Origin of the sequence: Aeromonas sp. MR19 (assembly GCF_963899305.1) — a bacterium.
In the GTDB taxonomy this organism is placed as follows: domain Bacteria; phylum Pseudomonadota; class Gammaproteobacteria; order Enterobacterales; family Aeromonadaceae; genus Aeromonas; species Aeromonas bestiarum.
This window is the reverse complement of the sequence record NZ_CAWQWZ010000054.1, coordinates 35,904-60,957: the sequence shown is the minus strand read 5'-3', so window position 1 is coordinate 60,957 and position 25,054 is coordinate 35,904. Positions and strand designations below refer to the sequence as shown.

The following is a 25,054-nucleotide window of genomic DNA, read 5'->3' as shown; positions in this document are numbered from 1 at the left end:
CGTTACTCCAATATGTCGATGAGTGCCGCGACCACACGGTCAACGTCGGCCAGCGTCATGTCCGGGAAGAGTGGCAGGGTGCACAGGCGCGATGAGTTCCACTCGGTATGAGGCAGGCTGAGCGTCGGGTAGCGCTCGCGGTAGTATTTCTGGGTATGGGCGGCCCTAAAGTGCAGCCCTGTGCCTATGCCGCGCTCCTGCAGCGCCTGCATCAGCCGATCCCGGTCCAGACCACAGCGCTCGGGGTCGACCCGTACCATGAACAGGTGCCAGGCGTGCAGATGGGAGTAGGCGGGCACGGTGAGCGGCATCAGCGGCAGGCCGGCCAGTTTTTCCTGATAGCGGGCCACCAGCTCGGCCCGTCTGGCATTGAGCTCGGGCAGGCGCGCCAGTTGCACCAGGGCGATGGCGGCGTTGATGTCGGCCAGGTTGTACTTGAAGCCCGGGGTGATCACTTCCGCCTGCGGCTTGCGGCCCAGGCTCATGCGATCGAAGGCATCCACCCCCAGCCCGTGAAACTTCAGCATGCGGGCCTTGTCCGCCAATTCCTTGTCATCGGTCACCAGCATGCCCCCTTCGGCGCAGGTCAGGTTCTTGATGGCATGGAAGGAGAAGATGGCGGTGCCGGTGGCGCCAATCCAGCGCTCCTGGTAGCGGGTGCCGACCGCGTGGGCCGCATCCTCGATGACCGGAATGCCGTGTCGGCTGGCCAGCGCCAGGATCGGATCCAGATCGACCGGGGCGCCGGCGTAGTGGACCGGTATGATGGCTTTGGTCTTGGCGGTGATGAGCGGCGCTATCAGCTCGGCGCTGGTCATCAGCGTGTCCCTGTCCACGTCGACGAAGACGGGCTCGGCGCCGAGCAGGGTGATGATGTTGATGGTGGAAACCCAGGTCTGGGAGGGGGTGATCACCTCATCCCCCGGGCCTATCCCCAGCGCCATCAGGGTGACGTGCATGCCGGCGGTGGCAGAGCAGAGCGCGACCGCATGCTGGCAGCCGAATGTGTCACAGAATTGCTGCTCCAGCTCGTGATTCTTCGGGCCGGTAGTGATCCAGCCCGATTTCAGCACCTCACAGACAGCACTTATCTCGGCATCGCCGATGGCGGGCCTCGAAAATGGCAGAAAATCTTGCATAAGCGATCCAACAATGAATATTAATCAGTGCCCAGCAGGCGGGGCAGCCCTAAAAATGATGCTCAACATATCGTATATAAAAGCGGGCCTGCAATGGGCCAGAAACAGCTGGTAACAATTAACTCATGCTGTCATCTTAGGTAATGTGGTAAATATTTATAACCCCCCAGATTCTTGTTTTTCCAAATTACATCATCTCTGACATTTTGGTTGTATCAATATGAATATTACTGTATTTGGAAGTGGCTACGTGGGCCTGGTCCAGGCCACAGTACTGGCCGATGTCGGCCACCAGGTTATCTGCGTCGATGTCGATGAACAGAAGGTGGCTGAATTGATGGCCGGCCAGGTTCCCATCTATGAACCCGGGCTGGAAGCCCTGCTTCAGCGCAATATCAAGAGCGGTGCCCTGGTGTTTACCACGGATGCCGTGCTGGCCGTCAAACACGGCGAGGTGCAATTTCTGGCGGTCGGTACGCCGCCGGGGGAAGATGGTTCCGCCGACCTCAGTCATGTGCTGACGGTGGCCGAAACCATAGCCCTGCATCGCGATACCCCAGTCGTCATAGTCAACAAGTCGACCGTACCGGTGGGCACAGCCGACAAGGTGACGGCCAGGGTGAATGCCATCTTGCTGCAGCGGGATGTTTCCTTTGCCTTCGATGTGGTCTCCAACCCCGAGTTTCTGAAGGAGGGCTCCGCCATCCAGGATTGCCTGCGGCCGGATCGCATCGTGGTCGGCACCCGCAACGAGGCCTCCCGCCAGCTGATGCGCGAGCTTTACGAGCCGTTCAACCGCAACCATGATCGCATCCTGTTCATGGATGTGCGCAGCGCCGAGCTGACCAAGTACGCCGCCAACTGCATGCTGGCTACCAAGATAAGCTTCATCAACGAGATGGCCGGATTGGCCGAGCGGGTCGGTGCCGACATCGAGATGGTGCGCCAGGGCATAGGCTCGGATCAGCGTATCGGCTATCAGTTCATCTACCCTGGCTGTGGCTATGGCGGCTCCTGTTTTCCCAAGGATGTCAAAGCCTTGCTGGCAACGGCCCAGGAGCTGGAGTATGACACGCCGCTGATCCGGGCGGTGGAACGGGTCAATGAGCAGCAAAAATCGCGGCTTTTTCAGCTGCTGTCAGAGTTCTTCCGATCCGAAGGGGAGACCCTGTCCGGCAAGACAATCGCCCTGTGGGGGCTGGCGTTCAAGCCCAATACCGATGACATGCGCGAGGCGCCGAGCCGGGCCCTGATGGAAGCGCTCTGGCAAGCCGGTGCCACTGTGCAGGCCTATGATCCCGAGGCCATGCAGGAGGCCCAGCACCTCTATGGCAACTGTGACAAGCTGCGGCTGATGGGCACCAAGGAGGCCGCCCTGTTCGGTGCGGATGCCCTGGTGATCTGCACCGAGTGGAACCACTTCAAGGCCCCCAACTTCGTCGCCATCAAGCAGGCGCTGACATGGCCGCTGATCGTGGATGGTCGCAACCTGTTTGATCCGGGTCGCATGAAGGAGCATGGTTTTCATTACTACGGCATTGGTCGCGGCGAGTCGGTAACGAAATAGGATGGGCGCGCCGACATGAGCGCCCGCCATTGCATCGCACACCTGTGATTTGCCTATCATCAGGACTCTGCTTGCCATCGATTGAAAATATGGGGGCTGGTGGTGCCGGGCCAGCCATAGATGGACATGAACCCTGTATTGATATGGGGGAATTGTCTTGTCATATTGCGGCAATATTGTGATGAGATTCTCTTTTTCTTAATTATATTTCCGCTATGGACTTTCCCGCCCAGCCGGGAAGCATGAACACCCGTTTATATCAGCGTGAACGACATCTATTTTTATTTGGTGTGATCAAGGCTGGCTCTCTATTCATTCAAAATAGAACCGGGATCGCTGAATAAATTCCGCCGCCCAGGCACATAATTTGCCCCAAATGGCCCTCCGATGACTCGGCGGGCCATTTTTATATCCGGGAAATGCGCAGATCCGGGGCGGGAACTGTCGGGTCCGTGGCGCCATCCTGCGGGTCGCGCTGGCAAGACCCAGATTGGGATGGAAATGGCAGGGCTATTCCGGTATATCGTCCACCGGTGCGCTGCTGAGGGTGGCCTTTGACACTATGTTCACGCTCTCGTGCAGCTCGCTGTAGACGATCACGGCCAGGCCTTGTTGCAACTGTTGTCTGACATCGTCGACCTTGTCAGCCAGACTGACATCATGCTCACCGTACTCGGTGCCTTCCCGCAGTACGAAGTGCTCGAGCAGGCTGTTGAGGGTATCGGAGTCCAAGTCTTGCCAGGGGATAATCATGGGTTCATCTTCAGTTACCAGAGAGTGGATATTGTCTATCTGTTGCCAGCAAGCGCAAGGGATTTATGGGGCTGTCAGCGGGTGTGCACATGCTGTCTGATGAACAACGCCGCCTCTCCACCCACTTCGATCAGCACCTGTGCGAGTCACGCCGTCTGGCCCTGAGCAAGGGGTTGCACTGGTTCTGGGCCGTCAACCAGCTGGCGATCCTGTTCCTGCTTGCCCGCTTCTATGTCTATCGCGATGCCCATCTGGTGATCGCCCGCGTGCTGCCCTGGAGTTACGAGGTGCAGGTTATCCTGATGACCCTGGTCTGCCTGCTGTTTCCGCTGTTCTGGCGCTGGCTGTCCCATCAACCCCTGACCGTCTGGCCGCTCTGTCTGCGGGCTGGCGCCCTGCTGTGGGGGATAGCCTGGGCGCTGCTCGGCTACGCCATCGCCCTGATCGAGCTGAGGGGAGGCTTCAGTCTGGCCTTCGATCTCATCAGCTTGCTGCTGATGACGGCCCTGGTGGCCCTCTATTGCGAGGTGAGGCTGTTTTACTGTTTCAGTGTGCCTCCCCTGCTTTTCTTGTTGCTGGAGGCCTTGTTCGTCAAGGTTCCTTTCCCTGCGGTGCACTGGCTGGCGGTAGGCTGCCTCATCATCATGCTGGAGACGGGGCGCCGCATGCTGAACGGCTGGTTCGTGCTGGCGGTGTCTCGCGAGCATGAGAACCTGGCGCTGGCCCGTCAGCTCGATGGCATGGCCAAGCAGGATCCCCTGACCGGCTTGGCCAACCGGCGTCACTTTGCCAAGGTCAGCGAGCAGATCCTGGCCGAGGTGCAGCAGCGGCATGGCGAGTTTGCCATCCTGCTGCTGGATGTGGATTTCTTCAAACGTTTCAACGACCACTACGGTCATCTGCAGGGGGACAACTGCCTGATCGCGGTCGCCGATTGCCTGCGGGAGGCGGTGCGGCAGCCGGCCGATGTGGTGGCTCGCTATGGCGGGGAGGAGTTCGTGATCCTGCTGCCCGGCGCCGACGACGGGATCGCCGGGCAGATTGCCGGGCGCATCGCTGCCGCCCTGGCCGTGCGCGCCATTCCCCATGCCCTGTCGGAGGTCTCTCCCTGCGTGACTGTGAGTCAGGGCATAGCCTTGTGGCGGGGGCAGGAGTCGGTTGCCGACATGCTGGTGCGGGCCGACGAGGCGCTCTATCGGGTCAAGGAGACGGGGCGCAACGGCTACCTGCTCGCGCCCTGAGTCTGCTCCTTCACCCATTGGCTGATGCGCTCCTCCAGCCAGAAGCGGGGGCGCCAGGGCGTGCCGTGCAGGAAGCCCACATGGCCGCCCCGTCGGCTCAACTCGTAACGCACCATGGGTGAGAGCTGCTCCGGCCGCGGGATCACGGCTTCTGTCATGAAGGGATCGTCGGCGGCATGGATCACCAGGGTGGGAATGGGGATGCGGGCCAGCAGCCCCAGGCCGGAACAGCGCTGGTAGTAGTGGTCGGCGCTGGCAAAGCCGTGCAGCGGCGCCGTGACCTGCTCGTCGAAGTCGCGCAGGGTGGCGATCTGTTGCACCTGCTGTGGCTGCCAGCGTTTGCCAGCCTCGGCCTGGTGCCGGATCTTGTTTTGCAGGTTGTCGCGCATGGTGCGCAGCAGATAGCTCTGATACACCCGGGAGAAGCCCTGATTGACCCGATCGGCGCAGCTGTCCAGCCGCAGCGGTGCCGAGATCACCACGGCCGCCTGCAGCTCACGGGGGCAGGCCCGCGCCAGTAGATTGACCAGCATGTTGCCCCCCAGCGAATAACCGATGGCGATCAGTGGCTTGCCGGGAAAGCGCCGGCCCAGTTCGGCGATCAGCGCCTGTGCATCCTCGATGGCGCCGGAGTGATAAGCCTGCAGCAGACGGTTCGGCTCGCCGCTGCAGCCACGAAAATGCATCAGCACGGCTTCGTCCCCCTGTCGTTGCAGATGGGCGAACAACCCCTTGGCATAGTGGGAGTGGATGCTCCCCTCCAGCCCGTGAAACAGCACCATCAGTGGCCGCGCGTTCTGGCTGATGTCGCCGCTCCAGGCAAGATCGACGAAATCCCCGTCCGCCAGCTCGAAGCGCTCGGCCACGAAGCGGGCCGGCGCCCGTCGCAGCCACTTTGGCAATATGGTTTGCAGATGGGGATTGCGCGCCCACCAGGGGGCGTGGAAGTGACTCTCTATGAGCATGATGGGGTCCGAAACAGGCATCAAGGCAGTCAAAAAGTGCGGCGAGAAGGGGGGCTTCTCGCCGGCTTGTCAGGCCAGCAGGCTGTCGTGGTGCTCGGCACCGCGCAGCATGGCCTGGATCAGTTCGTTGGCCTCAAACTTGGTCAGCGCCTCGTGGGCGCCCACCTGGTGGGCCCGCTCCACGCTGATCTCGCTGGAGAGCGAGGTGTGCAATATGATGTAGGCCCCCGCCAGCGTCGCGTCGCTCTGTACCTCGAAGGCCAGCTCGTAGCCGTCGAGCCCCGGCATCTCGATATCGCTCACTAGGATATCTATGGGGGTCTTCTGGCTGGCGCGAGCCTGCATCAGGGCCAGCGCATCCTTGCCGTTGGTGCACACCTCGTAGGGGATGTTGATGTAGTCCAGCGCCGCCATCAGCTGGCGGCGGGCGACGGAGGAGTCGTCCACCAGCAGGATCCGCATCGGCTTGATCCGCTCACGCTGCACGTCGGTCAGTACAGGGTAGAGGTGGCTGGGATCGTCCGGGTAGACCCGCGACAGTATCAGCTCCACGTCCAGCAGCTGGATCAGCTGGTCGTTGACCCGGGTCACCCCGGTCACGAACACGTTATGGCCGAGCGCGGCGGGCGGGGATTCGATGTCGCGCCAGTTGCACTCGGTGATCTTGTCGATGCCGCGCACCAGAAAGCCCACCAGGGTACGGCGGCAGTCGGTGATGATGATGAAGCAGTTCGGCATCTCCTCCTTGCTGATCGGGCGATAGCCCACCGCCATGGCCATGTCGATCACCGGGATTGTGGTGCCCCGCATGCTGGCGGCACCGAGCACGGTCGGGTGCGAGTGCGGCATGGCCGTGAGCTGGGTGTAAGGCACTATCTCCTTCACCTTGAGGGTGCCGATGGCGAAGGATTGTTTGGCCGAGAGATGAAACAGCAACATGCCCTGGGATTGGTTGGCTTTGCTTTTCATGGCAGATGTCCTGTGAGTCAAAACGGTATCAGTCAATTCAGGCCCCTAGCATAAAGGATTATAGGAGAAATGACCCTCCCGTTATTAGCGGCCGTTTGCCGCAAAACTGGACTCATTTCCCCCATTTTTCGCCTGGCCGGCCCGGTTTTCGGCCCGCCGGGTCAGGCGGCTTGCTGTGCATCCAGGCTGGCGCCAAGCCAGCGTTGGCAGGCCTGGGCGAGGGCCTCTTCATCCCGGTAGCCGAGCTTGCTCACCACCTGCGCCCGTTTGCTACCGCTCCTGAGCAGGCGCACCGCCTGCAGCAACTGCCACTGGGCGCTCAGGGCATCGGCCGCGAGGCCCGGATCCGTGATCCCGCGCTGGGAGAGACAGGCCTGCCAGGCGGCGTCACTGCCCGCTTGCTGGCTGATCAATGCGCGCCAGGCGCCTTGCAGTTGCTGATCCGCGTGTTGCGACAGGGGGCAGGCCTGCAACTCGTCGAGCATCACCTGCAGGCGATGACCATAGGCCCCTTGCCAGTCGCGGGGGCGCAGCCACTGGGCCAGGCTGTCGAACAGAGCATCCAGCAGCGGGGTCGGTTGCAACCAGCCCGCCTGGGCTGGCTGGGCAACCCGCAGGGAACAGGTCAGCAGATCATGGTGGCAGCCCGCCAGCGGGCTGAAGGCGGCGAGGGCATCGGCGCAGAGCCAGAAGCTGTTGCCTGCCGTCAGCAGCAATTCATGCTGGCCGAGTCGCAGCAGTGCCGCGCCCCGGGTTATCCGCAGCAACTGGCCCACCGGCGTGCGTTTGCGGCCGCCGACTTGCAGGTACGGAGAGGAAAAATGCTGGCATTCGATGGAGTGATGCATGTAAAAACCCTGATATGATGCTGCCTGGAGGTAACAAGAATGGAAACCAGACGTAAAAAACGCTTCATTGCCGGTGCGGTTTGTCCGGCGTGCGGCAAAATGGACACCATGATGCTGTATATGGAGCATGGAGTCGAGAAGGTGACCTGTGTCGACTGCGGTGATACCCAGGTGCAGACCCAGGCCGAGGTGGACAAGGTGACCCGGGAGACGGAACAGGTGATAGGTGTATTTCGTCCCGAATGAGGGTCCAGCCGCAATACCCGGGGGCGAGGTGCGGGTCAGGCCCATGCCGCTTCACATTGATGACTTTTTCATCACGACTGAGCCGGGCCTGCCATATGCTTGGCCGCCTTTTTGAGGTATTCTGGGCCCGTTTTTTTCTATCCGCAGGATCCCTGACATGAAAGTAGCTCCCCTGAGCGTGGTTACGCTGGAATACACAGTCACCGACGAACACGGTGAAGTCATCGACACCACTGTCGGTAAAGAGCCTCTGGTGTATCTGCACGGTACCCGTTATCTGGTCTCCGGCCTCGAAGCCGAGCTGGAAGGCCGTAGCGTGGGCGAGGCGTTCGACGTCACGCTGGCACCGACCCAGGCCTATGGCGAATACGACGAAAGCCTGGTGCAAGAAGTACCTGGCGAGCTGTTTGACGGCATGGAAGTGTCTGAAGGGGATACTTTTGTGGCCGAGACTGACGATGGCCACCGCCCGGTGACCGTCATCGAAGTGTCCGAAGAGTTCGTCAAGGTGGATGGCAACCATCCGCTGGCTGGCGTGACCCTGGGCTTCAAGGTCGAGATCAAGGACGTGCGTGCCGCCACGGCCGAAGAGCTGGCTCACGGCCACGTTCACGGTGCCGGTGGTTGCGGTCACGATCATGGTCATGACCACGACCACGGTCACGACCATGAGCACGGCGGTTGCTGCGGCGGTGGCCATGGCCACGATCACGGTCATGACCACGGCGACGAGCAGGGTCATGGCGGTTGCTGCGGTGGCGGCGGCTGCGGTGGCAAGGGTCACCAGCACTGATCTGTGCCCTGGGCATAGCCCGATAAAAAAACCCGCGCCTGGCGCGGGTTTTTTTATGGCCGGGTGGCGAGGCCGCGTTGCGGCTCAGTAGTGCGGGGGCGGCGTCTCTTCGGCCATGCTGGCGATCTGGCTCGGCTGCACGCTCTGCAGCTTGTCCACCAGCAGCTGGATCTGATGCTTGAGTCGATCCAGCTCGCGGCCCTGGGTGGTGACCTCGTCGTTGAGCTGCTCCACCGTGTATTCGGCGAAGGCGAGGCGGCTTTCCAGGGTTTCGAGGCGATCGTTAAGTTGCTGACTCATGGGCCTTTGGGTCCTTACTTGATAGTCCAGATTTCGGCCAGGCCACTGGAGCTGGCGCTGACAAGGTGGCTATTGTCGCGCAAAGCCACGCCGTAGACCACTGCGCTCGGCGGTTTCACCCTGGGATGGGGCGAGACGCGCCAGCTTTGCAGCAGGCTGCCATCGCTCACCCGCCACAGGGAGAGCTGACGGGAGGGAGCGCCCGTGATAAGCCAGTTGCCGTCGTTGGCAAAGCGCGCCGTGGTGTAAACCTCGAAGCGGTGATCAAACTGCAGCCGGCTCACCTCCTTGCCGGTTTTCAGATCCCAGATGCTGGCTTGGCGGCTGTCGGCGGTGAAGGCGAAACGGCCCTGTGGATCCAGCCTCGCCATCACCACCCGGCCGGCGTGGTTGAATCGCCACACCACCTGGCCGGAGCGGGTATCCCACAGATAGGCGCTGTAGTCGTTGCCGCCGGTGAGGGCGTAGCGGCCATTGGCGGAGAGATCCACCGTATTGACCTGCTCGGTGTGACCGAGGAACTGCAGCCTGCGGCCGGTGCGGGTATCGACCAGCTCCGCCTTGCCATCTTCGCGGCCGATCAGCACCTGACGGCCATCGGCCGACAGGGCTATGTCCCTCAGCCTGGATTCAGGAAGCGAATAGTAGCCTTGGGATTGACCATCTTGCAGGCGCCAGATGGCGAAGGTATCCAGGGTGGCGGTCACGGCATGGCTGTTGTCTGCCGAGAAGCGGGTGATGATGACGAAGTTGTCCTGATTGTCGGACTGGCGCCAGCGCCAGCGCTCCTTGCCCTGTTCCAGGTCCCACACCACTGTGCCCTGGCTCAGGCTGGAGACGATGGCCTGCTTGCCGTCGCTGGCGAGATCGGCGCTCAGCAGTCCCTGGTTGGCGAGGGTGACTTGTCGATCCGGCAGTGAGCTCTGTTCGCAACCTGTCAGTATCAGGCAAATACCGATGAGATAAATGGCACTTTTTATCATTTTTCCTGTCTCATGCTTTCGTTACCTGCGATCACGGCGTTAGTATAAGGCGCTTATCACGATAAACCTCTCATTTCACGAAGGAACCGAGAGCGGTATTTAGAGTTTTGGAGAAACTGATGAACAATTTTCTGAAGGTGTCCCTGTTGGCTGCGGCAGTTGCCGTGAGTCTGACTGCTTGCCAAAAAGACGAGAAGACTGCTGCGAATACCGCAGAGGTCAAGGCAGAAGCCAGCAAGCCGGCAGAGGCCCCCAAGGCTGATGCCAAGAGCTTTGAAGAGCAATCCGGCTATGCAATTGGCCTCTCCATGGGTCGTTATATCGCCAATACCCTGGAACGTCAGCAGGAACTCGGCATCAAACTGGACAACGGCGTCATCCTCAAGGGTGTGACCGATGGCCTGGGCAAAGAAGCCAAGATGACTGACGAGGAAATCCAGAAGGTTCTGCAGCAGTACGATGCCAAGATCAACGAGTTGACCAAGGCCAAGGCTGACAAGGATGCCGTGGATAACCAGAAGAAGGGTGAAGAGTACCTGGCTGCCAACGCCAAGAAAGAAGGCGTGAAGAGCACCGAATCCGGCCTGCAATACCAGGTCGAGAAGATGGGTACCGGCGCCAAGCCGAAGGCTACCGACATCGTCAAGGTTCACTACACCGGCACCCTGACCGACGGCACCAAGTTCGACAGCTCCGTCGATCGCGGCGAGCCGGCCACCTTCCCGCTCAACCAGGTGATCCCGGGCTGGACCGAAGGCGTGCAGCTGATGCCGGTGGGTTCCAAGTTCAAGTTCTTCCTGCCGTCCAAGCTGGCCTATGGCGAGCACGGTGCAGGCTCCATCCCGGCCAATGCCGTGCTGGTGTTCGATGTTGAGCTGCTGGCGATCGAGAAGCCGGCTGCCGATGGCGACAACGCCAAGAAGTAAGCGCTCATCGTTGAAAAAACGGCTCCTTAGGGAGCCGTTTTTACTTGTATCTCCCCGCGAATGGCGGGATAAAAGAGAGAGTCGCCAACTGTGCTAACATGGCGTACAAGACCCGAAATAGACAACAAAATCAATTGCAAGGATGGCTCCCGTGGCTGAAAGCAAACCTCGAGTCCTGTTGGTGGAAGATACCCGCAGTCTGGCGGTGGTCTATGAACAGTATCTGGCCCAGGATGGCTATGAGGTAGTGCTGGCCGATTGTGGTCAGCAGGCGTTGGCGCAGCTGCTGACCAGCCCGCCGCCCGTGGTGCTGCTTGACCTCGAACTGCCCGATATGTCCGGCATGGACATTCTGCAGCAGATCACCGAGCAGCAACTGCCCTGCTCGGTGGTGGTGATCACTGCCCACGGCTCGGTGGACGTGGCGGTGGAGGCGATGCGCCTCGGCGCCTTCGACTTCCTGACCAAGCCGTTCGACGGCAAACGGCTGTGCGCCACCGCCCGCAATGCCCTCAAGCATCAGCAGCTGAGTTCGCTGGTAGCCCAGTACCGGGAGAACTTCGAGCGCAGCTCGTTCGCCGGTTTCATCGGTGCCTCCATGCCGATGCAGGCCGTCTATCGCATCATAGAGAGCGCGGCGCCGAGCAAGGCGACCGTGTTCATCACGGGGGAGAGCGGCACCGGCAAGGAGGTGTGCGCCGAGGCCATTCACCAGTGCAGTCCCCGCAGCGAACAGCCCTTCATCGCGCTCAACTGCGCCGCCATTCCCCACGACCTGATGGAGAGCGAGATCTTCGGTCACGTGAAGGGCTCCTTTACCGGCGCGCAGGGGGATCGCAAGGGGGCGGCCAGTCTGGCGGACGGTGGCACCCTGTTTCTGGACGAGATCTGCGAGATGGATCTCGACCTGCAGAGCAAGCTGCTGCGCTTCATCCAGACCGGCACCCTGCAGCGGGTCGGCAGCGGCAAGCTGGAGACGGTGGACGTGCGCTTCGTCTGCGCCACCAACCGGGATCCCCTGGTGGAGGTGAAGGCGGGGCGTTTTCGCGAGGATCTCTACTACCGGTTGCACGTGATCCCCCTCAGCCTGCCGCCGCTGCGCGAGCGGGGCGAAGATATACTGCTGCTGGCCCGCAACCTGCTGCAGAGCTACGCCAGGGAAGAGAACAAGCGCTTCAAGGATTTCGATGCCGAGGCGGCGCGGGTGCTGCTCGATTACCCCTGGCCCGGCAACGTGCGCGAGCTGCAAAACGTGGTGCGCAATATTGTGGTGCTCAACGATCGCGAGCTGGTGAGCCCGGACATATTGCCGCCGCCGCTCAGCGGCCGCAGGGGCCTGACGGCGGCCATGGCGCCAGCCAGCACGGCCAGCGGCAGCGCCGCACCTTTGCTCAATACGCCGATCCGCCCGCTCTGGCTGGTGGAGAAGGAGACCATAGAGCAGGCCATCGCCAGCTGTGACGGCAATATCCCCAAGGCGGCGGCCCTGCTGGAGATCAGCCCATCCACCATCTATCGCAAGAAGCAGAGCTGGGAAGAGGCTAGCCTGGTTTGAATGGCGGGGCATGTGGTCAATGCCTCGCCATAGAGCAGGCCATCGCCAGCTGTGACGGCAATATCCCCAAGGCGGCGCGGCTGGAGATCAGCCCCCCAATCCTCCCATCTATCGCAAGAAACAGAGCTGGGAAGAGGCGAGTTTGGTCTGAGATGGGGGCCGATATGGTATTCGTCACTCTGGGAGTGAAGTGTTCGGGGCGGCCAACTGGCCGCCCCGCTGTTTTGCTAGAGGTTGTTTGCTAGAGCTTGGCCAACTGCTTGAGCCTGGCCAGCCGCTCCGCCTCGTTAGCCTTGAGCCAGCGATCCTGTGACAGCAGAAACCAGGCACGGGCGAAGTATTCGGCCGCGGCCGGGTCAGCCAGTACCAGTGCATTTTCCCCCAGCTCCTCGAACAGATAGCCATCCTCCGGCTCGCCGGCTTCCACCATCTCCGCCTGCAACTGCGTCAGTTCGGCCAGCGCCTGTTCGTGCAAGCCCTGTGCCCGGGTCAGCCGCGCCAGGCTCCAGCGGGCGATGAAGGCCTTGGCCGGGTTGTTGTGCTGTTCGTGCCAGGCCAGGCATTTTTGCTGACACTGGCGGGCCTCTTCCAGGCGGCCCAGTTCGAACAGGGTCCAGCCCTGATTGTTGTAGAGGCTGGGCAGCCAGCCGCGCACTTTTTTATCCTGGCTGCGCTCCGCCAACTCCATCGCCAGCTGGTGCCAGCGGCTCTGCTCCTCCAGCGGTGCGGCTATGGCCACCATGTGGGCCGCATCGATGGCGAGATAGAGCTCCTTGCTTTTGAGCCCCTGCTGCCAGGCCTGCTCGAACAGGGTTCTGGCACTGGCCTTGTCGCCGGCGGAGTTGAAGGTGCGGCCGCGCTCCAGCAGGGCGCGAAGGCGGGCTCGCGGGGTGGCATCGGTGAGGCGGGGCTCTATTTCGTCGAGCAGCTGGTGCGCCTCGGCAAACTGGCGTTGCAGCGAATGGGTGCGGGCTATCTGGGTGAGCAGCTCCAGTTCGAGTTGCAGGTCGGCGGCGGCACGCACCTCGGGCAACAGAGCATGAAAGCGCAGGGCGCTGGCGGCGGGATCCTTGTAATCCCACTGCGCCATGAAATCGGGCGGATTGTCCATTTGGCCTCCTTGCTGGCTATCCACTCACCAAGATGCCTGCAGGCCATTGTTTGTACAAGGGGCACCCGTCACAGAGTGCCCCTTGAGTCATGTTCGCACCAGCGGCCAGCCGGTCAGTAGACCATGGCCAGGCTCATCAGCATCAGGCCGAGGGCGGCAAAGGCCCCCTCCTTGATCGCCAGGCGCGGCACCAGTGCCTTGGGCAGGGCCGGAAACAGGCTGAGCGCAAAGCCGAGCCCCGGCATCAGCCAGTGAAAGGCCGGGTTGCGCAGGCTTGGATCCGCCGCCCCATTGATGATGATCAGCAGGATAAACAGGGTGAAGGCGGGCAGGATAAACCAGCGGGCGCTGCCGGCGGCGACGGCCCGCAGCGGCGAGATGCGATAGAGCACCAGAGTCACGATAAACAGCACCAGAGGTGCCAGCAGATAGAGCGGAGCCGGGTTCATGGTTGGTGTTCTCCAGACGGTGGGTAAATGGGGTCGGGGTTCAGTCATCGCACAGGACCGGCGGTATGGGATCAGCCCTGGCCGGCGAGGCGCCGTGGCGCGGGTTCAAGCTTTGGAAGCAACCCCTGGCAACACCTTGCCATCGGAGGATCAGTGCAACCAGAACCAGGCGGCGGCAAAGCCCAGCCAGCTCAACAGCAAGAGGAGCCAGGGCAGGGGGTGCTGGCGGGAGACCTCGACAAGTTCGATCTCGCTCTCCTCTACCTGTTCGGTGTGCGGTTGCTGCTTCGCCTTGCTCTGCAACTTTTTCTGGCGACTGGCCTCCCGGGCCCGTGCCTTCATCTGTTTCTTGTACTCGTCTATGCCTTTCTGGATCCCCTGGGTGATCAGCTGGGTCTGCTCCTTGGTCTGTCCCGGCTTCTGGTTGGCGCGGGCGATCTTCAGCGCATCCTGCTGGGTCTCGGGGGATATCTTGTCGTACTTCGCCATCAAAGGGTCTCCTCGGCATCGATTGGCGGGGAGTATGCCATAAAAACGGCGCCCTCAGGCGCCGTTGTAGCAGGTTGTGAGCCGGATCAGGGCTTGTTGTAGGTCACGGTTGCATAGGGCAGCGGATTGAGGGTGCCCTGGGACTCGGCGTACTCCATGAACATCTCGTTCTCACCGACGCCAGAGTCGACATAGTCACCCTTGTTGGGCAGCTCTTCGCGCTTGAGCAGGCCGTTGTAGCCATCCTTGCCGGAGGCGATATAGGTGTTGGCACCGACCCGGTACACCTTCTCGTCGTCCAGCGGCAGCCACTGGCCGTTGGCATCCAGCAGCTCCAGCTTGGTGATGCGGGAACCCTTGGCCAGTTTGCCGTCATAGCTGTAGCTCAGGTGGCCGACGTAGGGGAAGGCACCGCTGGAGGCGCCGATCCCGGTCTCCAGGCCGATGGAATAGTCAACGGCGTACTCCAGGGTGGCGCGCACGTCCTTGCCCTTGAGGTTGAAGGCGGCGATCTTGTTGCCAAACGGCAGCAGGGTGCCCATCACGTAACCGACCGAGAGCGGGCCCGCGTTCACATCGGCGCGCACACCACCGGCGTTCTGGATGGTGAAGTCGACCTTGGTGTTGAGCTTGTTGAGCTTCCAGTACAGGGATTCGGCCACCAGGGGATCGATCAGACCCGCGCCATCCGGGGTGAGCGGCACGCGCACGTGGGGCAGCTTGGTCGGCACCTCGGCGATGATCTTGGCCTCGAGCTCGGCCACGGCCGGCTTGTACTCTGTGTCGATCACATCGCGCATGGCGGTGTTTTCCGGCACGATTTCGATGACGGGTGACTTGGTGATGAAGTCGACCACGTTGGTCTGCTCGTTGCCGGTCAAGGGCACCTTCTTCTTGGCCACTTCCTTGGTGAAGTCGTCGCCTGTCATCAGGGTGTTGCGACCCTCGCACTTGGTGATCTGGCCTTCCTTGCTCAGGGAGACATTGACCAGGCCATAGCCCTTGGCCCATTCGCCGGCCTGCACGATACAGGTCTTGCCGCCGTCCGGATTGTTGATCAGCTGGGCATAGGTGTTGTCGTCGGCCGGGTTCTGGTTGTGAGCCGTGTAGCCGACGCTGTTGATCTCGTTGATGTCGCCAAGGAAGGTCTGGGAGTGACCGCCGACGATCAGGTCGATACCGTTGACCGCCTTGGCGACGGCCTGGTCATTTTGCAGCCCGATATGGGTGACCATGATGATCTTGTTGGCGCCTTTTGACTTGAGGGTGTCGACCATTTTCTGGGCGGTCTCAATCATCGGCAGGAATTGGGTATCGGTATCCGGTGAAGAGATGTCATGCATATTTTCCAGCACCAGCCCGAAAATACCCACGCTCTCGCCATTTACTTCCTTAATGACATATTCATGAATATTTTCACTGTCTTTCAGGGTGGCGCTACTGGATTTCACCATATTGGAAGCCAATACAGGGAAATTCACCCGTGAGACGAAATCTTTAATAGCCTGGTTGCCCAGATCGAATTCGTGATTGCCCAGCACCATGGCATCTATGCCCATGTCGGAGAGCAGGCGAGACTCCTCTTCCCCCTTGAACTGGGTGAAGTAGAGGGTGCCCTGGAAGGCATCGCCACCGTTGAGCACCATGAAGTTGCGGCCTTCATTGGCAGCCTGGCTGCGCAGCTCGTCCAGCTTGAACTTCAGGCGGGGATAGCCGCCCAGCTTGGCGTTGAACTTGAACAGCTCCTGGCCGGTGGGCTGGATGGCCAGCGCATTTTCGGTCGGGTCCAGGTGGGCGTGGGTATCATTGATGTGGGCAATGGTCAGATCCAGCGGAATATGTTCCTTGCTGCTGTTTTCTGAATTGCAGGCGGTCAGCCCGAACAGGGTAATAGAGACGGTGACGGCCAGTAGCGTCTTCTTCATCGGTAATAATCCTCTTGTTGTTATTGTCCTGTATATCGTTCCTGCATGACAGGAGTGTGGCGATTCTAGGCAAAAAGCAATAATTGGAAATAAAGAGAGCTGATTCCTTTGAGCTACTGCACATTAATAAAGCGAACAAACGTTTGCGAGATTGCGCAACGCCATGACTACAGACTAATGACAAGTTTCACATCACCGTATCTGCGGCTGGCTGTATCAGGGATCAGGCTCTGCCGGGCCGGGCCGCCGGCTCTGTGGTGACGGCGGGCAGCAGTCGCAGAAACTGCGCCGGGGTGAGCGGGCGGCCATAGAGATAGCCCTGCAGGTAGTTGACGTTGCGCTCGGTCAGGAAGTCCGCCTGCTCCTGGGTCTCGACCCCTTCGGCTATGGTCTCCAGCCCCAGCCGGGTGGCCAGGCTGATGGTGCTGTCAAGAATATGACGGGAGAGGGCATTGGTGCCTATCATGGCGACGAAGCTCTGATCGATCTTGAGATAATCCACGTGAAACTGCTGCAGATAGGTGAGGCTGGAGTGGCCGGTGCCAAAGTCGTCCAGCCCTATCTTGACCCCCATCTGCCGCAGCTCGCCAAACAGCCGGTCGGTCAGCTGGCTGGGGGGGATCAGCTCCCGCTCGGTCAGCTCCAGCACCAGGGTTATCGGATTGCCGGCGAAGGCGGCGAGGAAGACGCGGCAGTCATCGATCAGGCTCAGATCCTGGCAGTGCTGGGCGCAGATGTTGAAGCCGAAGTGAAAGCGGGTCGGCAGCTGAGCCGCGTGGGGGGCGAACTGCAGGCGCACCTGCTGCATCAGGGTCTGGGTCATGAGTATGATGAGGCCGCTCTCCTCCGCCAGCGGGATGAAGAGATCCGGCCGGATCAGCCCCTGGCGGTGGTGTTGCCAGCGCATCAGCACTTCGCAGCCATGCAGCTGGCCACTCCTGCTGAAGACGATGGGTTGCAGATAGGGGATGAACTCCTGCTTGATGATGGCGCGCTTGAGTTCCAGGGTCGGGGTCGAGATATGGCTCCACCAGCGGTAGGTGGCGAGGCCGGCCAGGCCGCCCAGCGTCAGGATCAGAATGATGAGGGCGCCCTGCTTTTGCAGGGTCAGGGCCAGCACTGCATGCAAGGGGAATCCCTGGTTGAGGCTGTAGTCGAACTCGGTCGAGTTGAGCCGATAGTTGAATCCCCGCAATCTTGGGGGCTGGCCGTCGTGGATCTTGCCCTGGAGGTCGAGCCACTGTTCGCCGATCTGCACCCAGCTATGGGCGCCGGCGAGCCGCCACTGCAAGGGTTTGCTCAGGTGGTAGGGGTTGATGGCGACCATCACCGAATGATCCCCTTCACTCAGGTGATAGAACAGCAGCGAGGGCTTGCGCCCGAGCCGGGTGACTGCGCTGAGCTTGAACCGCTCGTGCTGGCCGTCTTGCAGCTCATCGCTCAGGTCTATCTCGTCGAAGATGGAGGAGCAGTAGAGGCGGCCGTGGCGGGAGAGGTTGACCGAGCGCACATAGGGAGAGGTGGCGACCAGCACCCGCAGCTCGCGGGCAACCTCGGCACAGGGTCGGCTCGCCAGCGGCAGGGCGGCCCTTGCCGCCTGGGTCGAGTGGCGCAGGGCGCTGTCGATCTGCACCATGGCGCGCTCTGCGGCGGTCTGTGCCTGCTGGCGAGTCAGAGACCAGGTCTGCCAGTAGAGGGTGGCGAGGGAGACGAGGATCAAGGAGGCGCAGCACAGCAGGCTGGCCAGCAGACGAGGCAGGTTGCTGTGACGCAGAAAAGAGAGAGCCATGGACCACGCCTCGGTGAACGGAAATTGAACAAAAAAAGGTCGGTCATACTACACAATCAGGCACCATTCTCATAGCCACCACGGGGTGTCAATGGCAGGGAGGTTCAGGGGGAGGGAGGCAGAGAGGGGAGATGGGGACTCAAAAATAACAGAGGCGGCCCGGGGCCGCCTCTGTTGTCATCGCAGACAAGGGAGTGCTTACAGCTGCTCGATGCCGACTATGTGCCAGGGCGCATTGTCCTTGGCCAGGTTGCGTTCGAGGTGCCACACCTCCTTGATGTCCTCCTCGACCTGCTCCTGGCGATCCATGTAGCGGCCGCTGAAGCGCACGCTGACCTGGGCCCAGTCACTGCCGTAGTCGGCACGTACCAGCTGGGTATCCACATACATGACTTCGGTATGCTGTTCACCGGTCAGCTCGGCACGTTCGGCTTTGAGCTGCTCGAACAGCTCGGGGCTCACGTACTCGCGTACCTTTTCCAGATCGTTTTTATTCCAGGATTCTTGCAGGGTGCGGTAGTGATCACGGGCACCTGACAGGAAACCGTTCATGTCAAAACCTGGCGGCAGACGGAAGGGCACGTCGCTGTCGGCAAAGCCGGTTGCTTGCGGCGCACTGTTGCTCTGCTCGAACTGCTGGGGGGCGGCCGACGGCGGCTGATAGCCGGCGTAGGCTGCCTGTGGCTGGGGCGAGGCCGCCTTGCTCCTGCGCATGGCACGGAACAGGAAGACGGCGCCCAGCGCCAGGGCGGCGATCAGCAGCATGTCCATGCCTTGCAGACCTTCGAAGGCGCCGCTACCCAGCAGGTAGGCGAACAGGCCACCGGCCAGCAGGCCGCCGAGCAGACCGCCCATCATGCCACCCTTCTTCGGTGCGGCCTGAGCCCCGACCGCCGGGTTCTTGGTGTCGACGGGCTTGGCCGCCGGTTGGGCCGGAGCCGTCTTGTAGCTCTTGCCAAAGGATTTACCGCCGCCAAACTTCTTGGCTTCGGCAATGGGTGCCCCCAGGCCAATGGCCAGGATCACGGCAAACAGGGTCAGCATCTTTTTCATTTTGACTCTTTTCACTCTCATCAGTGGGTGGGGCATGCTCTGCTTTGGCAAGCTCAGCGAGGCGCATGGCAGGCTGCCTGTCCCTCGTTGTATTGCAGCTTGCGACTATGATTAACATGGTTGGCATGAATTATTCATGAACAGATTGTCCCGATCGGGGGCATCAGAGGAGCAGCGCAATGAAAAGTCGACGACCGAGCCGCAAGGAGCGCAAGCTGCGCAACAAGGCGAGAGCCAAGCCCCATGACCAGACCCTGGTCTGGCCCTTCCTCATGGTATGAAGCCGGGGTGATCCCCTGGCACAGTTCATCGGCAAGCGGTGCCAGCCAGCATCAGGAGGAGGGTTGCACCAGACAGAAGTGAATAGCGTGCATTAGCACTCGCGATGGCGGGGTTTCTTTTGTAAAATTCCCGTCCCCTTCCCGCTGCGGTTTTTATGTGTATGGCAGAGCAAGTGACGGCGAAAAAAGACGCCAAGACACAACAGCTGAAAGTCCCTCCCCACTCTTTTGAGGCCGAACAGTCCGTACTGGGCGGCCTGATGCTGGATAACGACGCCTGGGATCGGGTCGCCGAACGGGTGATCGACAAGGATTTCTACAGCCGTCCTCACCGGCTGATCTTCCAGGCCATGACCCGCCTCTCCAATGTGGGCAACCCCATCGATCTCATCACCCTGCAGGAGGAGCTGGAACGCTCGGAGCAGCTGGAAGAGTCCGGTGGCTTCGCCTATCTGGTGGAGATCGCCAAGAACACCCCGAGTGCCGCCAACATCAATGCCTACGCCGAGATCGTGCGTGAGCGGGCGGTGGTGCGGGAGATGATCTCGGTCGCCAACGAGATAGTCGAAGCAGGCTACGAGCCGCAGGGACGCACCTCGGGCGATCTGCTCGATCTGGCCGAGAGCAAGGTGTTCCAGATCGCCGAGCAGCGCACCAGCGCCAACGAGGGGCCGCAGCCGCTCAAGCTGATCCTCGAGCAGACGGTCGACAAGATTGAAGAGCTGTTCAAGACCCCCCACAACGGGGTGACCGGGGTCTCCAGCGGTTACGGGGATCTCGACAAGATGACCGCCGGTCTGCAGCGCTCGGATCTGATTATCGTGGCGGCCCGTCCCTCCATGGGCAAGACCACCTTTGCCATGAACCTGTGCGAGCACGCGGCGCTCACCGCCGACAAACCGGTACTCATCTTCTCGCTGGAGATGCCCTCCGAGCAGATCATCATGCGTATGCTCGCCTCGGTCGGGCGTATCGACCAGACCAAGGTGCGGACCGGTCAGCTTGACGACGAAGATTGGGCGCGCCTCTCCTCCACCATGGGGCTGCTGCTCGAGAAGGGCAAGATGTACATAGATGACGCCTCCGGCCTCACCCCGACCGACGTGCGCTCCCGCGCGCGCCGCATCGCCCGTGAGCACGGCGGCCTCTCCATGATCATGATCGACTACCTGCAGCTGATGCGGGTGCCTGCGCTCTCCGACAACCGGACCCTGGAAATCGGTGAAATCTCCCGCTCCCTCAAGGCGCTGGCGAAAGAGCTGCAGTGCCCTGTGGTGGCGCTCTCCCAGCTGAACCGAAGCCTGGAACAGCGCGCCGACAAGCGCCCGGTCAACTCGGATCTGCGGGAATCCGGCTCCATCGAGCAGGACGCGGATTTGATCATGTTTATCTACCGTGATGAGGTGTATCACGATGACAGCCCCGACAAGGGGATCGCCGAGATCATCATAGGCAAGCAGCGTAACGGCCCGATCGGAAGAGTACGGCTTACCTTCCAGGGGCAGTTCTCCCGGTTCGACAACTATGCCGGCCCGGCGTTTGATGATGACTACTAATCTGGGGATGGCTCTTGTACGGATGCCAACCCTGGTTCCTGAAACAGTTTTCCCGGTTCGACAATTATGCCGGTCCGGCCTTAGACGATGACAATTAAGGGCTGACACCACACGGTGCCTGGCGCATTCACGCGCCATCATGCCCTCGTAAGGGAAAACAGATGAAAGCGGCAATTGCTCAAATCAATACAGCGGCCCTGCGCCACAACCTCGCCGTGGTCAAACGGCACGCCCCCGATTGCAAGATCATCGCCGTGGTCAAGGCCAACGCCTATGGCCATGGCCTGCTACCGGTCGCCCGCACCCTGGTGGATGCCGACGCCTATGCGGTGGCCCGCATCGAAGAGGCGCTGATGCTGCGCTCCTGCGCCGTGGTCAAACCGATCGTGCTGCTGGAGGGTTTCTTCTCGAGCGCGGACCTGCCGGTGCTGGCCGCCAACAACCTGCAGACGGCGGTGCACACCTGGGAGCAGCTCGAAGCGCTGGAGCAGGCCGAGTTGCCCGCCCCCGTGGTGGCCTGGCTCAAGCTCGACACCGGCATGCACCGGCTCGGGGTGCGCGCCGATGAGATGCCCGCCTTTATCGCGCGCCTCGCCAGGTGCAAGAACGTGGTGCAGCCGTTCAACATCATGACCCACTTCAGCCGCTCCGATGAGCTCGAACAAGCTACCACCCGCGAGCAGATCGACCTGTTCAGCAAATTGACCGCCCCGCTGGCGGGCGAGCGGGCCATGGCGAACTCGGCGGGGATCCTGGCCTGGCCCGATTCGCACTGCGACTGGGTGCGCCCCGGCGTCATCCTGTATGGCGTATCTCCCTTCCCCAATACGGTGGCGGCGGATTACGACCTGCAACCCGTGATGACCTTGAAGACCCAGCTCATCGCGGTGCGGGATCACAAGGCGGGCGAACCTGTGGGCTACGGTGCCAACTGGGTGTCTGACCGGGATACCCGGCTCGGCGTCATCGCCATCGGCTACGGTGATGGCTATCCGCGCATGGCGCCCAACGGCACCTCAGTGCTGGTCAATGGTCGCATAGTGCCGCTGGTGGGCCGCGTCTCCATGGACATGACCACAGTGGACCTGGGGCCGGGCGCCACCGACAAGGCCGGGGACGAAGCCGTGCTCTGGGGCGAGGGGCTGCCGGTGGAGCGGGTCGCCGACGAGATTGGCACCATCCCCTACGAGCTCATCACCAAGCTTACCTCCCGGGTCTTTATGGAATACGTCTAGGCTCGGCCGGCACCAAACGTAAAAAAGCCCCGCATGCGGGGCTTTTTTCTATGACGTTGTTGCTACCGGCCGACCGTTTACTGCCGGTGCATCCGCACAAACTTCTCCAGCAACTGCTCTTCGGTCTCCACGTGGGCGGGATCCCGGATGATGCAGTCTATGAGCCGCAGACGCTGATGCTACTGCCGGTGCATCCGCACAAACTTCTCCAGCAGCTGCTCCTCGGTCTCCACGTGGGCGGGATCCCAGATGATGCAATCGATGGGGCAGACGCTGATGCAGGTCGGCTTCTCATAGTGACCGACGCACTCGGTGCAGCGACTGGGATCTATCTCGTAGATCTCCTCCCCTAAGCTGATTGCCTGGTTCGGACACTCGGGATCGCACATGTCGCAGTTGATGCACTTGTCGGTGATGAGCAGGGACATATCAGGCCGCCGAGTGCGGCTGACGGGTGTCCTGGCGATCGCCGAGGTTGCGCAGCAGTATGCCGTAGTTGATGTCGATCTCTTTGGGGACAGGCACATAGACCACGTGGCCGTTGCCCGGCGCCGTGTCGATGAGCTCGCCCTTGCGGTTCTGCATCTGCTCCAGATTGAAGCTGACGTTGCCCTGCGGCGTCATCAGCTCCAGGCTGTTGCCCACCAGGAACTTGTTCTTCACTTCCACTTCCACCATGTCGCCCTGGCGACCGGTGATCTCGCCGACGAACTGCTGGGTGTCGGAGACGGAGTAGCCGTAATCGTAGTTCTGGTACTCGCTGTGGTTGTGACGGCGCAGGAAGCCCTCGGTGTAGCCACGGTGGGCCAGGTTTTCGAGGGTGCCCATCAGGGTCGGATCGAACGGACGGCCGGCGACTGCATCGTCGATGGCCTTGCGATAGACCTGGGCGGTGCGGGCGCAGTAGTAGAAGGACTTGGTACGGCCTTCAATTTTGAGCGAATGCACCCCCATCTTGGTCAGGCGCTCCACGTGCTCGACGGCGCGCAGATCCTTGGAGTTCATGATGTAGGTGCCGTGCTCATCCTCGAACGCCGTCATGTATTCACCGGGACGGTTGGACTCTTCCAGCAGCACCAGGGCATCGCTTGGCTTGCCGAGCCCCAGGGTGTTGTCCGGGCGCACTGCGATGGGCTCCTGGCGGTGGACTATCTGGCCCACGTCATCTTCCTTGCCCTCGTGCACCTTGTACTCCCAGCGGCAGGAGTTGGTGCAGGTACCCTGGTTGGGGTCGCGCTTGTTGATGTAACCGGAGAGCAGGCAGCGGCCTGAGTAGGCCATGCAGAGGGCGCCGTGGACGAACACTTCCAGCTCCATCTCCGGCACCTGCATGCGGATCTCTTCGATCTCGTCGAGCGACAGCTCGCGGGAGAGGATGGCGCGGGTCAGGCCCATCTGATGCCAGAACTTCACCGTCGCCCAGTTGACCGCGTTGGCCTGCACCGAGAGGTGAATGGGCATATCCGGGAAGGCTTCGCGCATCATCATGATGAGACCCGGGTCTGACATGATCAGCGCATCCGGCTTCATCTCCACCACGGGGCGCATGTCGCGGATGAAGGTCTTGAGCTTGGAGTTGTGGGGCTGGATATTGGCCACCACATAGAACTGCTTGCCCAGCGCGTGGGCCTCGTTGATGCCGAGCTGCAGATTTTCGTGATCGAATTCGTTGTTGCGTACCCGCAGGCTGTAACGCGGCTGGCCCGCATAGACGGCGTCGGCGCCATAGGCATAGGCGTAACGCATATTCTTGAGGGTCCCGGCGGGGGAGAGCAATTCTGGTCTGAACATGTTGGACTCTTAGTATCTGATTGCAAATCAGGACGGCGCCACCTGATGGCGCCGGATTGGTTGAGCCGTGGTGCGAGACGGCGCTCGCGCCACAACTACCCGATGGCGTACATCATTATGCAGGATCACAGGGGATGCACCTGATATACGGGGTGCGAGATTGTACTCGCCCCCACGCCATCATGCAATTTGGCAGGCAATGGTTGCCGGCGCGAGTCGCGATGAATGTCCGGCCCGATCAGGCCCAGCGAGAGAGGGGGGAGGGCATGGCGTAGGCGTAGCCCTGCTGGTAGTCGCAGCCGAGCCGGTTGGCAATCTCGATATGTTGCAGGGTCTCGACCCCTTCACACACCACCTTCATGCCGAGCCGCTGCAGGTACTCCACCAGACCGGTCAGCATCTTGAAGGCGTGGGGCGTGCGCGCCGCCTGCAGCAGCAGGGAGCGATCCAGCTTGATGATCTCGTAGGGCAGCGCCATCATCCGCTGGAAGTTGCACTCCTGGGTGCCGAAGTCATCGCAGGCGATGTGGGCGCCATGAGCGCGCAGCACCTCGATCAGTGCCCTGTGCTTGCTGTGCAGCGGGGCGTGCTCCAGCACCTCGAACCAGATCTCGATTCCTGCTTTGCTAGCCTGGAGTAGCACCAGCAGCAAGAGATTCTGATAGGTCTTGCTGCACAGCATGGGGTTGAGGTTGATGGAGAGGGCATAGGGTCCGCCCTTCGCCAGGGTAGGCAGATCGCGCATGATGGCCCTGAGCATGACGATATCCACATGCAGGGACTCATCCTGGCTGAGGGAGAGAAAGTCGATGCCCTGATAACTCTGCTGCGCCGGATCCCAGCGCCGGGCCAGTACCTCATAGCCTTTGACCTGACGGTCGCGGCCTATGATCGGCTGGTAAAAGGGCACTGCCACCTCGGCCACCGCCACGGTTGCCATGTCACTCATCGGATACTCTTCTTTGAACGCAAACATGGCACTCACCTGATAGACGGATATGGCTGCGCATAATACAGGAGGGGTGGGGGAATGCTCTGTAGGAATGCTCTGATAATACGGCTGAAGTTGCCAAGTCAATATAGGATTATT

24 protein-coding genes and 1 pseudogene are annotated in these 25,054 nt (G+C 61.2%); 8 read left to right on the top strand and 17 right to left on the bottom strand.

All coding sequences use genetic code 11. The features are described 5' to 3' along the window. Positions 1 to 2 precede the first annotated feature (2 nt). The gene (gene arnB, locus AACQ95_RS21965) at positions 3 to 1,139 is read right to left on the bottom strand and encodes a UDP-4-amino-4-deoxy-L-arabinose aminotransferase (protein ID WP_241279969.1); all 1,137 of its coding nucleotides are present in this window, start codon (positions 1,137 to 1,139) and stop codon (positions 3 to 5) included. 220 nt (positions 1,140 to 1,359) lie between these two features. Between arnB and AACQ95_RS21960 the strand changes: the two genes are divergently transcribed. Next, the gene (locus AACQ95_RS21960; protein ID WP_241279968.1) at positions 1,360 to 2,706 is read left to right on the top strand and encodes a UDP-glucose dehydrogenase family protein; all 1,347 of its coding nucleotides are present in this window, start codon (positions 1,360 to 1,362) and stop codon (positions 2,704 to 2,706) included. Between the two features lie 510 nt (positions 2,707 to 3,216). Here the strand turns inward: AACQ95_RS21960 and AACQ95_RS21955 are convergent. After that, on the bottom strand, positions 3,217 to 3,459 hold the full coding sequence (locus AACQ95_RS21955; protein WP_042870108.1) for a YheU family protein: 243 nt from the start codon (positions 3,457 to 3,459) through the stop codon (positions 3,217 to 3,219). An 89-nt stretch (positions 3,460 to 3,548) separates the two neighbouring features. On the opposite strand from AACQ95_RS21955, the gene AACQ95_RS21950 reads away from it, so the two are divergent. After that, on the top strand, positions 3,549 to 4,700 hold the full coding sequence (locus tag AACQ95_RS21950; RefSeq protein WP_241279967.1) for a GGDEF domain-containing protein: 1,152 nt from the start codon (positions 3,549 to 3,551) through the stop codon (positions 4,698 to 4,700). Here AACQ95_RS21950 and AACQ95_RS21945 read toward each other — a convergent pair. From AACQ95_RS21945 to AACQ95_RS21935, 3 genes are all read right to left on the bottom strand, one after another. Further along, complete coding sequence (locus AACQ95_RS21945) at positions 4,682 to 5,665, bottom strand: hydrolase (protein ID WP_241279966.1); 984 nt, start codon at positions 5,663 to 5,665, stop codon at positions 4,682 to 4,684. The two genes, AACQ95_RS21950 and AACQ95_RS21945, sit on opposite strands and share 19 nt — an antisense overlap. A gap of 69 nt (positions 5,666 to 5,734) precedes the next feature. Continuing rightward, complete coding sequence (locus tag AACQ95_RS21940; RefSeq protein WP_042870112.1) at positions 5,735 to 6,634, bottom strand: chemotaxis protein; 900 nt, start codon at positions 6,632 to 6,634, stop codon at positions 5,735 to 5,737. Between the two features lie 161 nt (positions 6,635 to 6,795). Next, complete coding sequence (locus tag AACQ95_RS21935; RefSeq protein WP_241279965.1) at positions 6,796 to 7,482, bottom strand: hypothetical protein; 687 nt, start codon at positions 7,480 to 7,482, stop codon at positions 6,796 to 6,798. Between the two features lie 39 nt (positions 7,483 to 7,521). Here AACQ95_RS21935 and AACQ95_RS21930 point away from each other — a divergent pair, with 39 nt between their 5' ends. Both AACQ95_RS21930 and AACQ95_RS21925 read left to right on the top strand, forming a co-directional pair. After that, positions 7,522 to 7,728, top strand: a complete 207-nt coding sequence (locus AACQ95_RS21930) for a YheV family putative zinc ribbon protein (protein WP_042035019.1) — start codon at positions 7,522 to 7,524, stop codon at positions 7,726 to 7,728. 157 nt (positions 7,729 to 7,885) lie between these two features. Further along, positions 7,886 to 8,521: an FKBP-type peptidyl-prolyl cis-trans isomerase gene (locus AACQ95_RS21925; RefSeq protein ID WP_241279964.1), complete on the top strand. Its 636-nt coding sequence runs from the start codon at positions 7,886 to 7,888 to the stop codon at positions 8,519 to 8,521. 84 nt (positions 8,522 to 8,605) lie between these two features. Here AACQ95_RS21925 and AACQ95_RS21920 read toward each other — a convergent pair whose 3' ends face one another. Both AACQ95_RS21920 and AACQ95_RS21915 read right to left on the bottom strand, forming a co-directional pair. Continuing rightward, the gene (locus tag AACQ95_RS21920) at positions 8,606 to 8,821 is read right to left on the bottom strand and encodes a SlyX family protein (RefSeq protein ID WP_011704936.1); all 216 of its coding nucleotides are present in this window, start codon (positions 8,819 to 8,821) and stop codon (positions 8,606 to 8,608) included. Between the two features lie 14 nt (positions 8,822 to 8,835). After that, complete coding sequence (locus AACQ95_RS21915; protein ID WP_043135080.1) at positions 8,836 to 9,804, bottom strand: WD40 repeat domain-containing protein; 969 nt, start codon at positions 9,802 to 9,804, stop codon at positions 8,836 to 8,838. A 119-nt stretch (positions 9,805 to 9,923) separates the two neighbouring features. Here AACQ95_RS21915 and fkpA point away from each other — a divergent pair, with 119 nt between their 5' ends. After that, entirely contained in the window at positions 9,924 to 10,730 is an 807-nt protein-coding gene (gene fkpA / locus AACQ95_RS21910) for an FKBP-type peptidyl-prolyl cis-trans isomerase (protein ID WP_043554684.1), read from the top strand. Positions 10,731 to 10,881: 151 nt separating this feature from the next. Beyond that, positions 10,882 to 12,285, top strand: coding sequence for a sigma-54-dependent transcriptional regulator (locus tag AACQ95_RS21905; RefSeq protein ID WP_241279963.1), 1,404 nt, complete (start codon positions 10,882 to 10,884; stop codon positions 12,283 to 12,285). Positions 12,286 to 12,526: 241 nt separating this feature from the next. On the opposite strand, the gene AACQ95_RS21900 is transcribed toward AACQ95_RS21905, so the two are convergent. The 6 genes from AACQ95_RS21900 to AACQ95_RS21875 form a co-directional block, all read right to left on the bottom strand. Continuing rightward, entirely contained in the window at positions 12,527 to 13,396 is an 870-nt protein-coding gene (locus AACQ95_RS21900) for a tetratricopeptide repeat protein (protein WP_241279962.1), read from the bottom strand. 113 nt (positions 13,397 to 13,509) lie between these two features. Further along, entirely contained in the window at positions 13,510 to 13,845 is a 336-nt protein-coding gene (locus AACQ95_RS21895; protein WP_042035006.1) for a hypothetical protein, read from the bottom strand. 150 nt (positions 13,846 to 13,995) lie between these two features. Then, positions 13,996 to 14,334 (bottom strand): DUF2956 domain-containing protein, encoded by a 339-nt coding sequence (locus AACQ95_RS21890; protein ID WP_241279960.1) that lies wholly within the window; start codon positions 14,332 to 14,334, stop codon positions 13,996 to 13,998. Positions 14,335 to 14,420: 86 nt separating this feature from the next. Then, a complete protein-coding gene (locus tag AACQ95_RS21885) occupies positions 14,421 to 16,259 on the bottom strand; it encodes a bifunctional metallophosphatase/5'-nucleotidase (RefSeq protein WP_241279958.1) in 1,839 nt (612 codons plus the stop codon). A gap of 223 nt (positions 16,260 to 16,482) precedes the next feature. Next, a complete protein-coding gene (locus AACQ95_RS21880; protein WP_241279957.1) occupies positions 16,483 to 18,048 on the bottom strand; it encodes an EAL domain-containing protein in 1,566 nt (521 codons plus the stop codon). Between the two features lie 198 nt (positions 18,049 to 18,246). Next, positions 18,247 to 19,101 carry a Tim44 domain-containing protein gene (locus AACQ95_RS21875; RefSeq protein WP_042867014.1) on the bottom strand — a complete coding sequence of 285 codons (855 nt, stop codon included), beginning with the start codon at positions 19,099 to 19,101 and terminating at the stop codon, positions 18,247 to 18,249. Between the two features lie 442 nt (positions 19,102 to 19,543). Between AACQ95_RS21875 and dnaB the strand changes: the two genes are divergently transcribed. Then, on the top strand, positions 19,544 to 20,938 hold the full coding sequence (dnaB, locus tag AACQ95_RS21870) for a replicative DNA helicase (RefSeq protein WP_043554690.1): 1,395 nt from the start codon (positions 19,544 to 19,546) through the stop codon (positions 20,936 to 20,938). 161 nt (positions 20,939 to 21,099) lie between these two features. Then, positions 21,100 to 22,173 (top strand): alanine racemase, encoded by a 1,074-nt coding sequence (gene alr, locus AACQ95_RS21865; protein ID WP_043135075.1) that lies wholly within the window; start codon positions 21,100 to 21,102, stop codon positions 22,171 to 22,173. Between the two features lie 77 nt (positions 22,174 to 22,250). Here the strand turns inward: alr and AACQ95_RS21860 are convergent. The 4 genes and pseudogenes from AACQ95_RS21860 to AACQ95_RS21845 all read right to left on the bottom strand — a co-directional run. Continuing rightward, a pseudogene (locus tag AACQ95_RS21860) lies at positions 22,251 to 22,334 on the bottom strand (YfhL family 4Fe-4S dicluster ferredoxin); the annotation flags it as partial. Between the two features lie 18 nt (positions 22,335 to 22,352). Then, the gene (locus AACQ95_RS21855; RefSeq protein WP_021140912.1) at positions 22,353 to 22,601 is read right to left on the bottom strand and encodes a YfhL family 4Fe-4S dicluster ferredoxin; all 249 of its coding nucleotides are present in this window, start codon (positions 22,599 to 22,601) and stop codon (positions 22,353 to 22,355) included. Between the two features lies 1 nt (position 22,602). Next, on the bottom strand, positions 22,603 to 23,964 hold the full coding sequence (trhP, locus tag AACQ95_RS21850; RefSeq protein WP_005311829.1) for a prephenate-dependent tRNA uridine(34) hydroxylase TrhP: 1,362 nt from the start codon (positions 23,962 to 23,964) through the stop codon (positions 22,603 to 22,605). Between the two features lie 238 nt (positions 23,965 to 24,202). After that, positions 24,203 to 24,940 (bottom strand): EAL domain-containing protein, encoded by a 738-nt coding sequence (locus tag AACQ95_RS21845; protein WP_042867016.1) that lies wholly within the window; start codon positions 24,938 to 24,940, stop codon positions 24,203 to 24,205. Between the last annotated feature and the right edge of the window lie 114 nt (positions 24,941 to 25,054).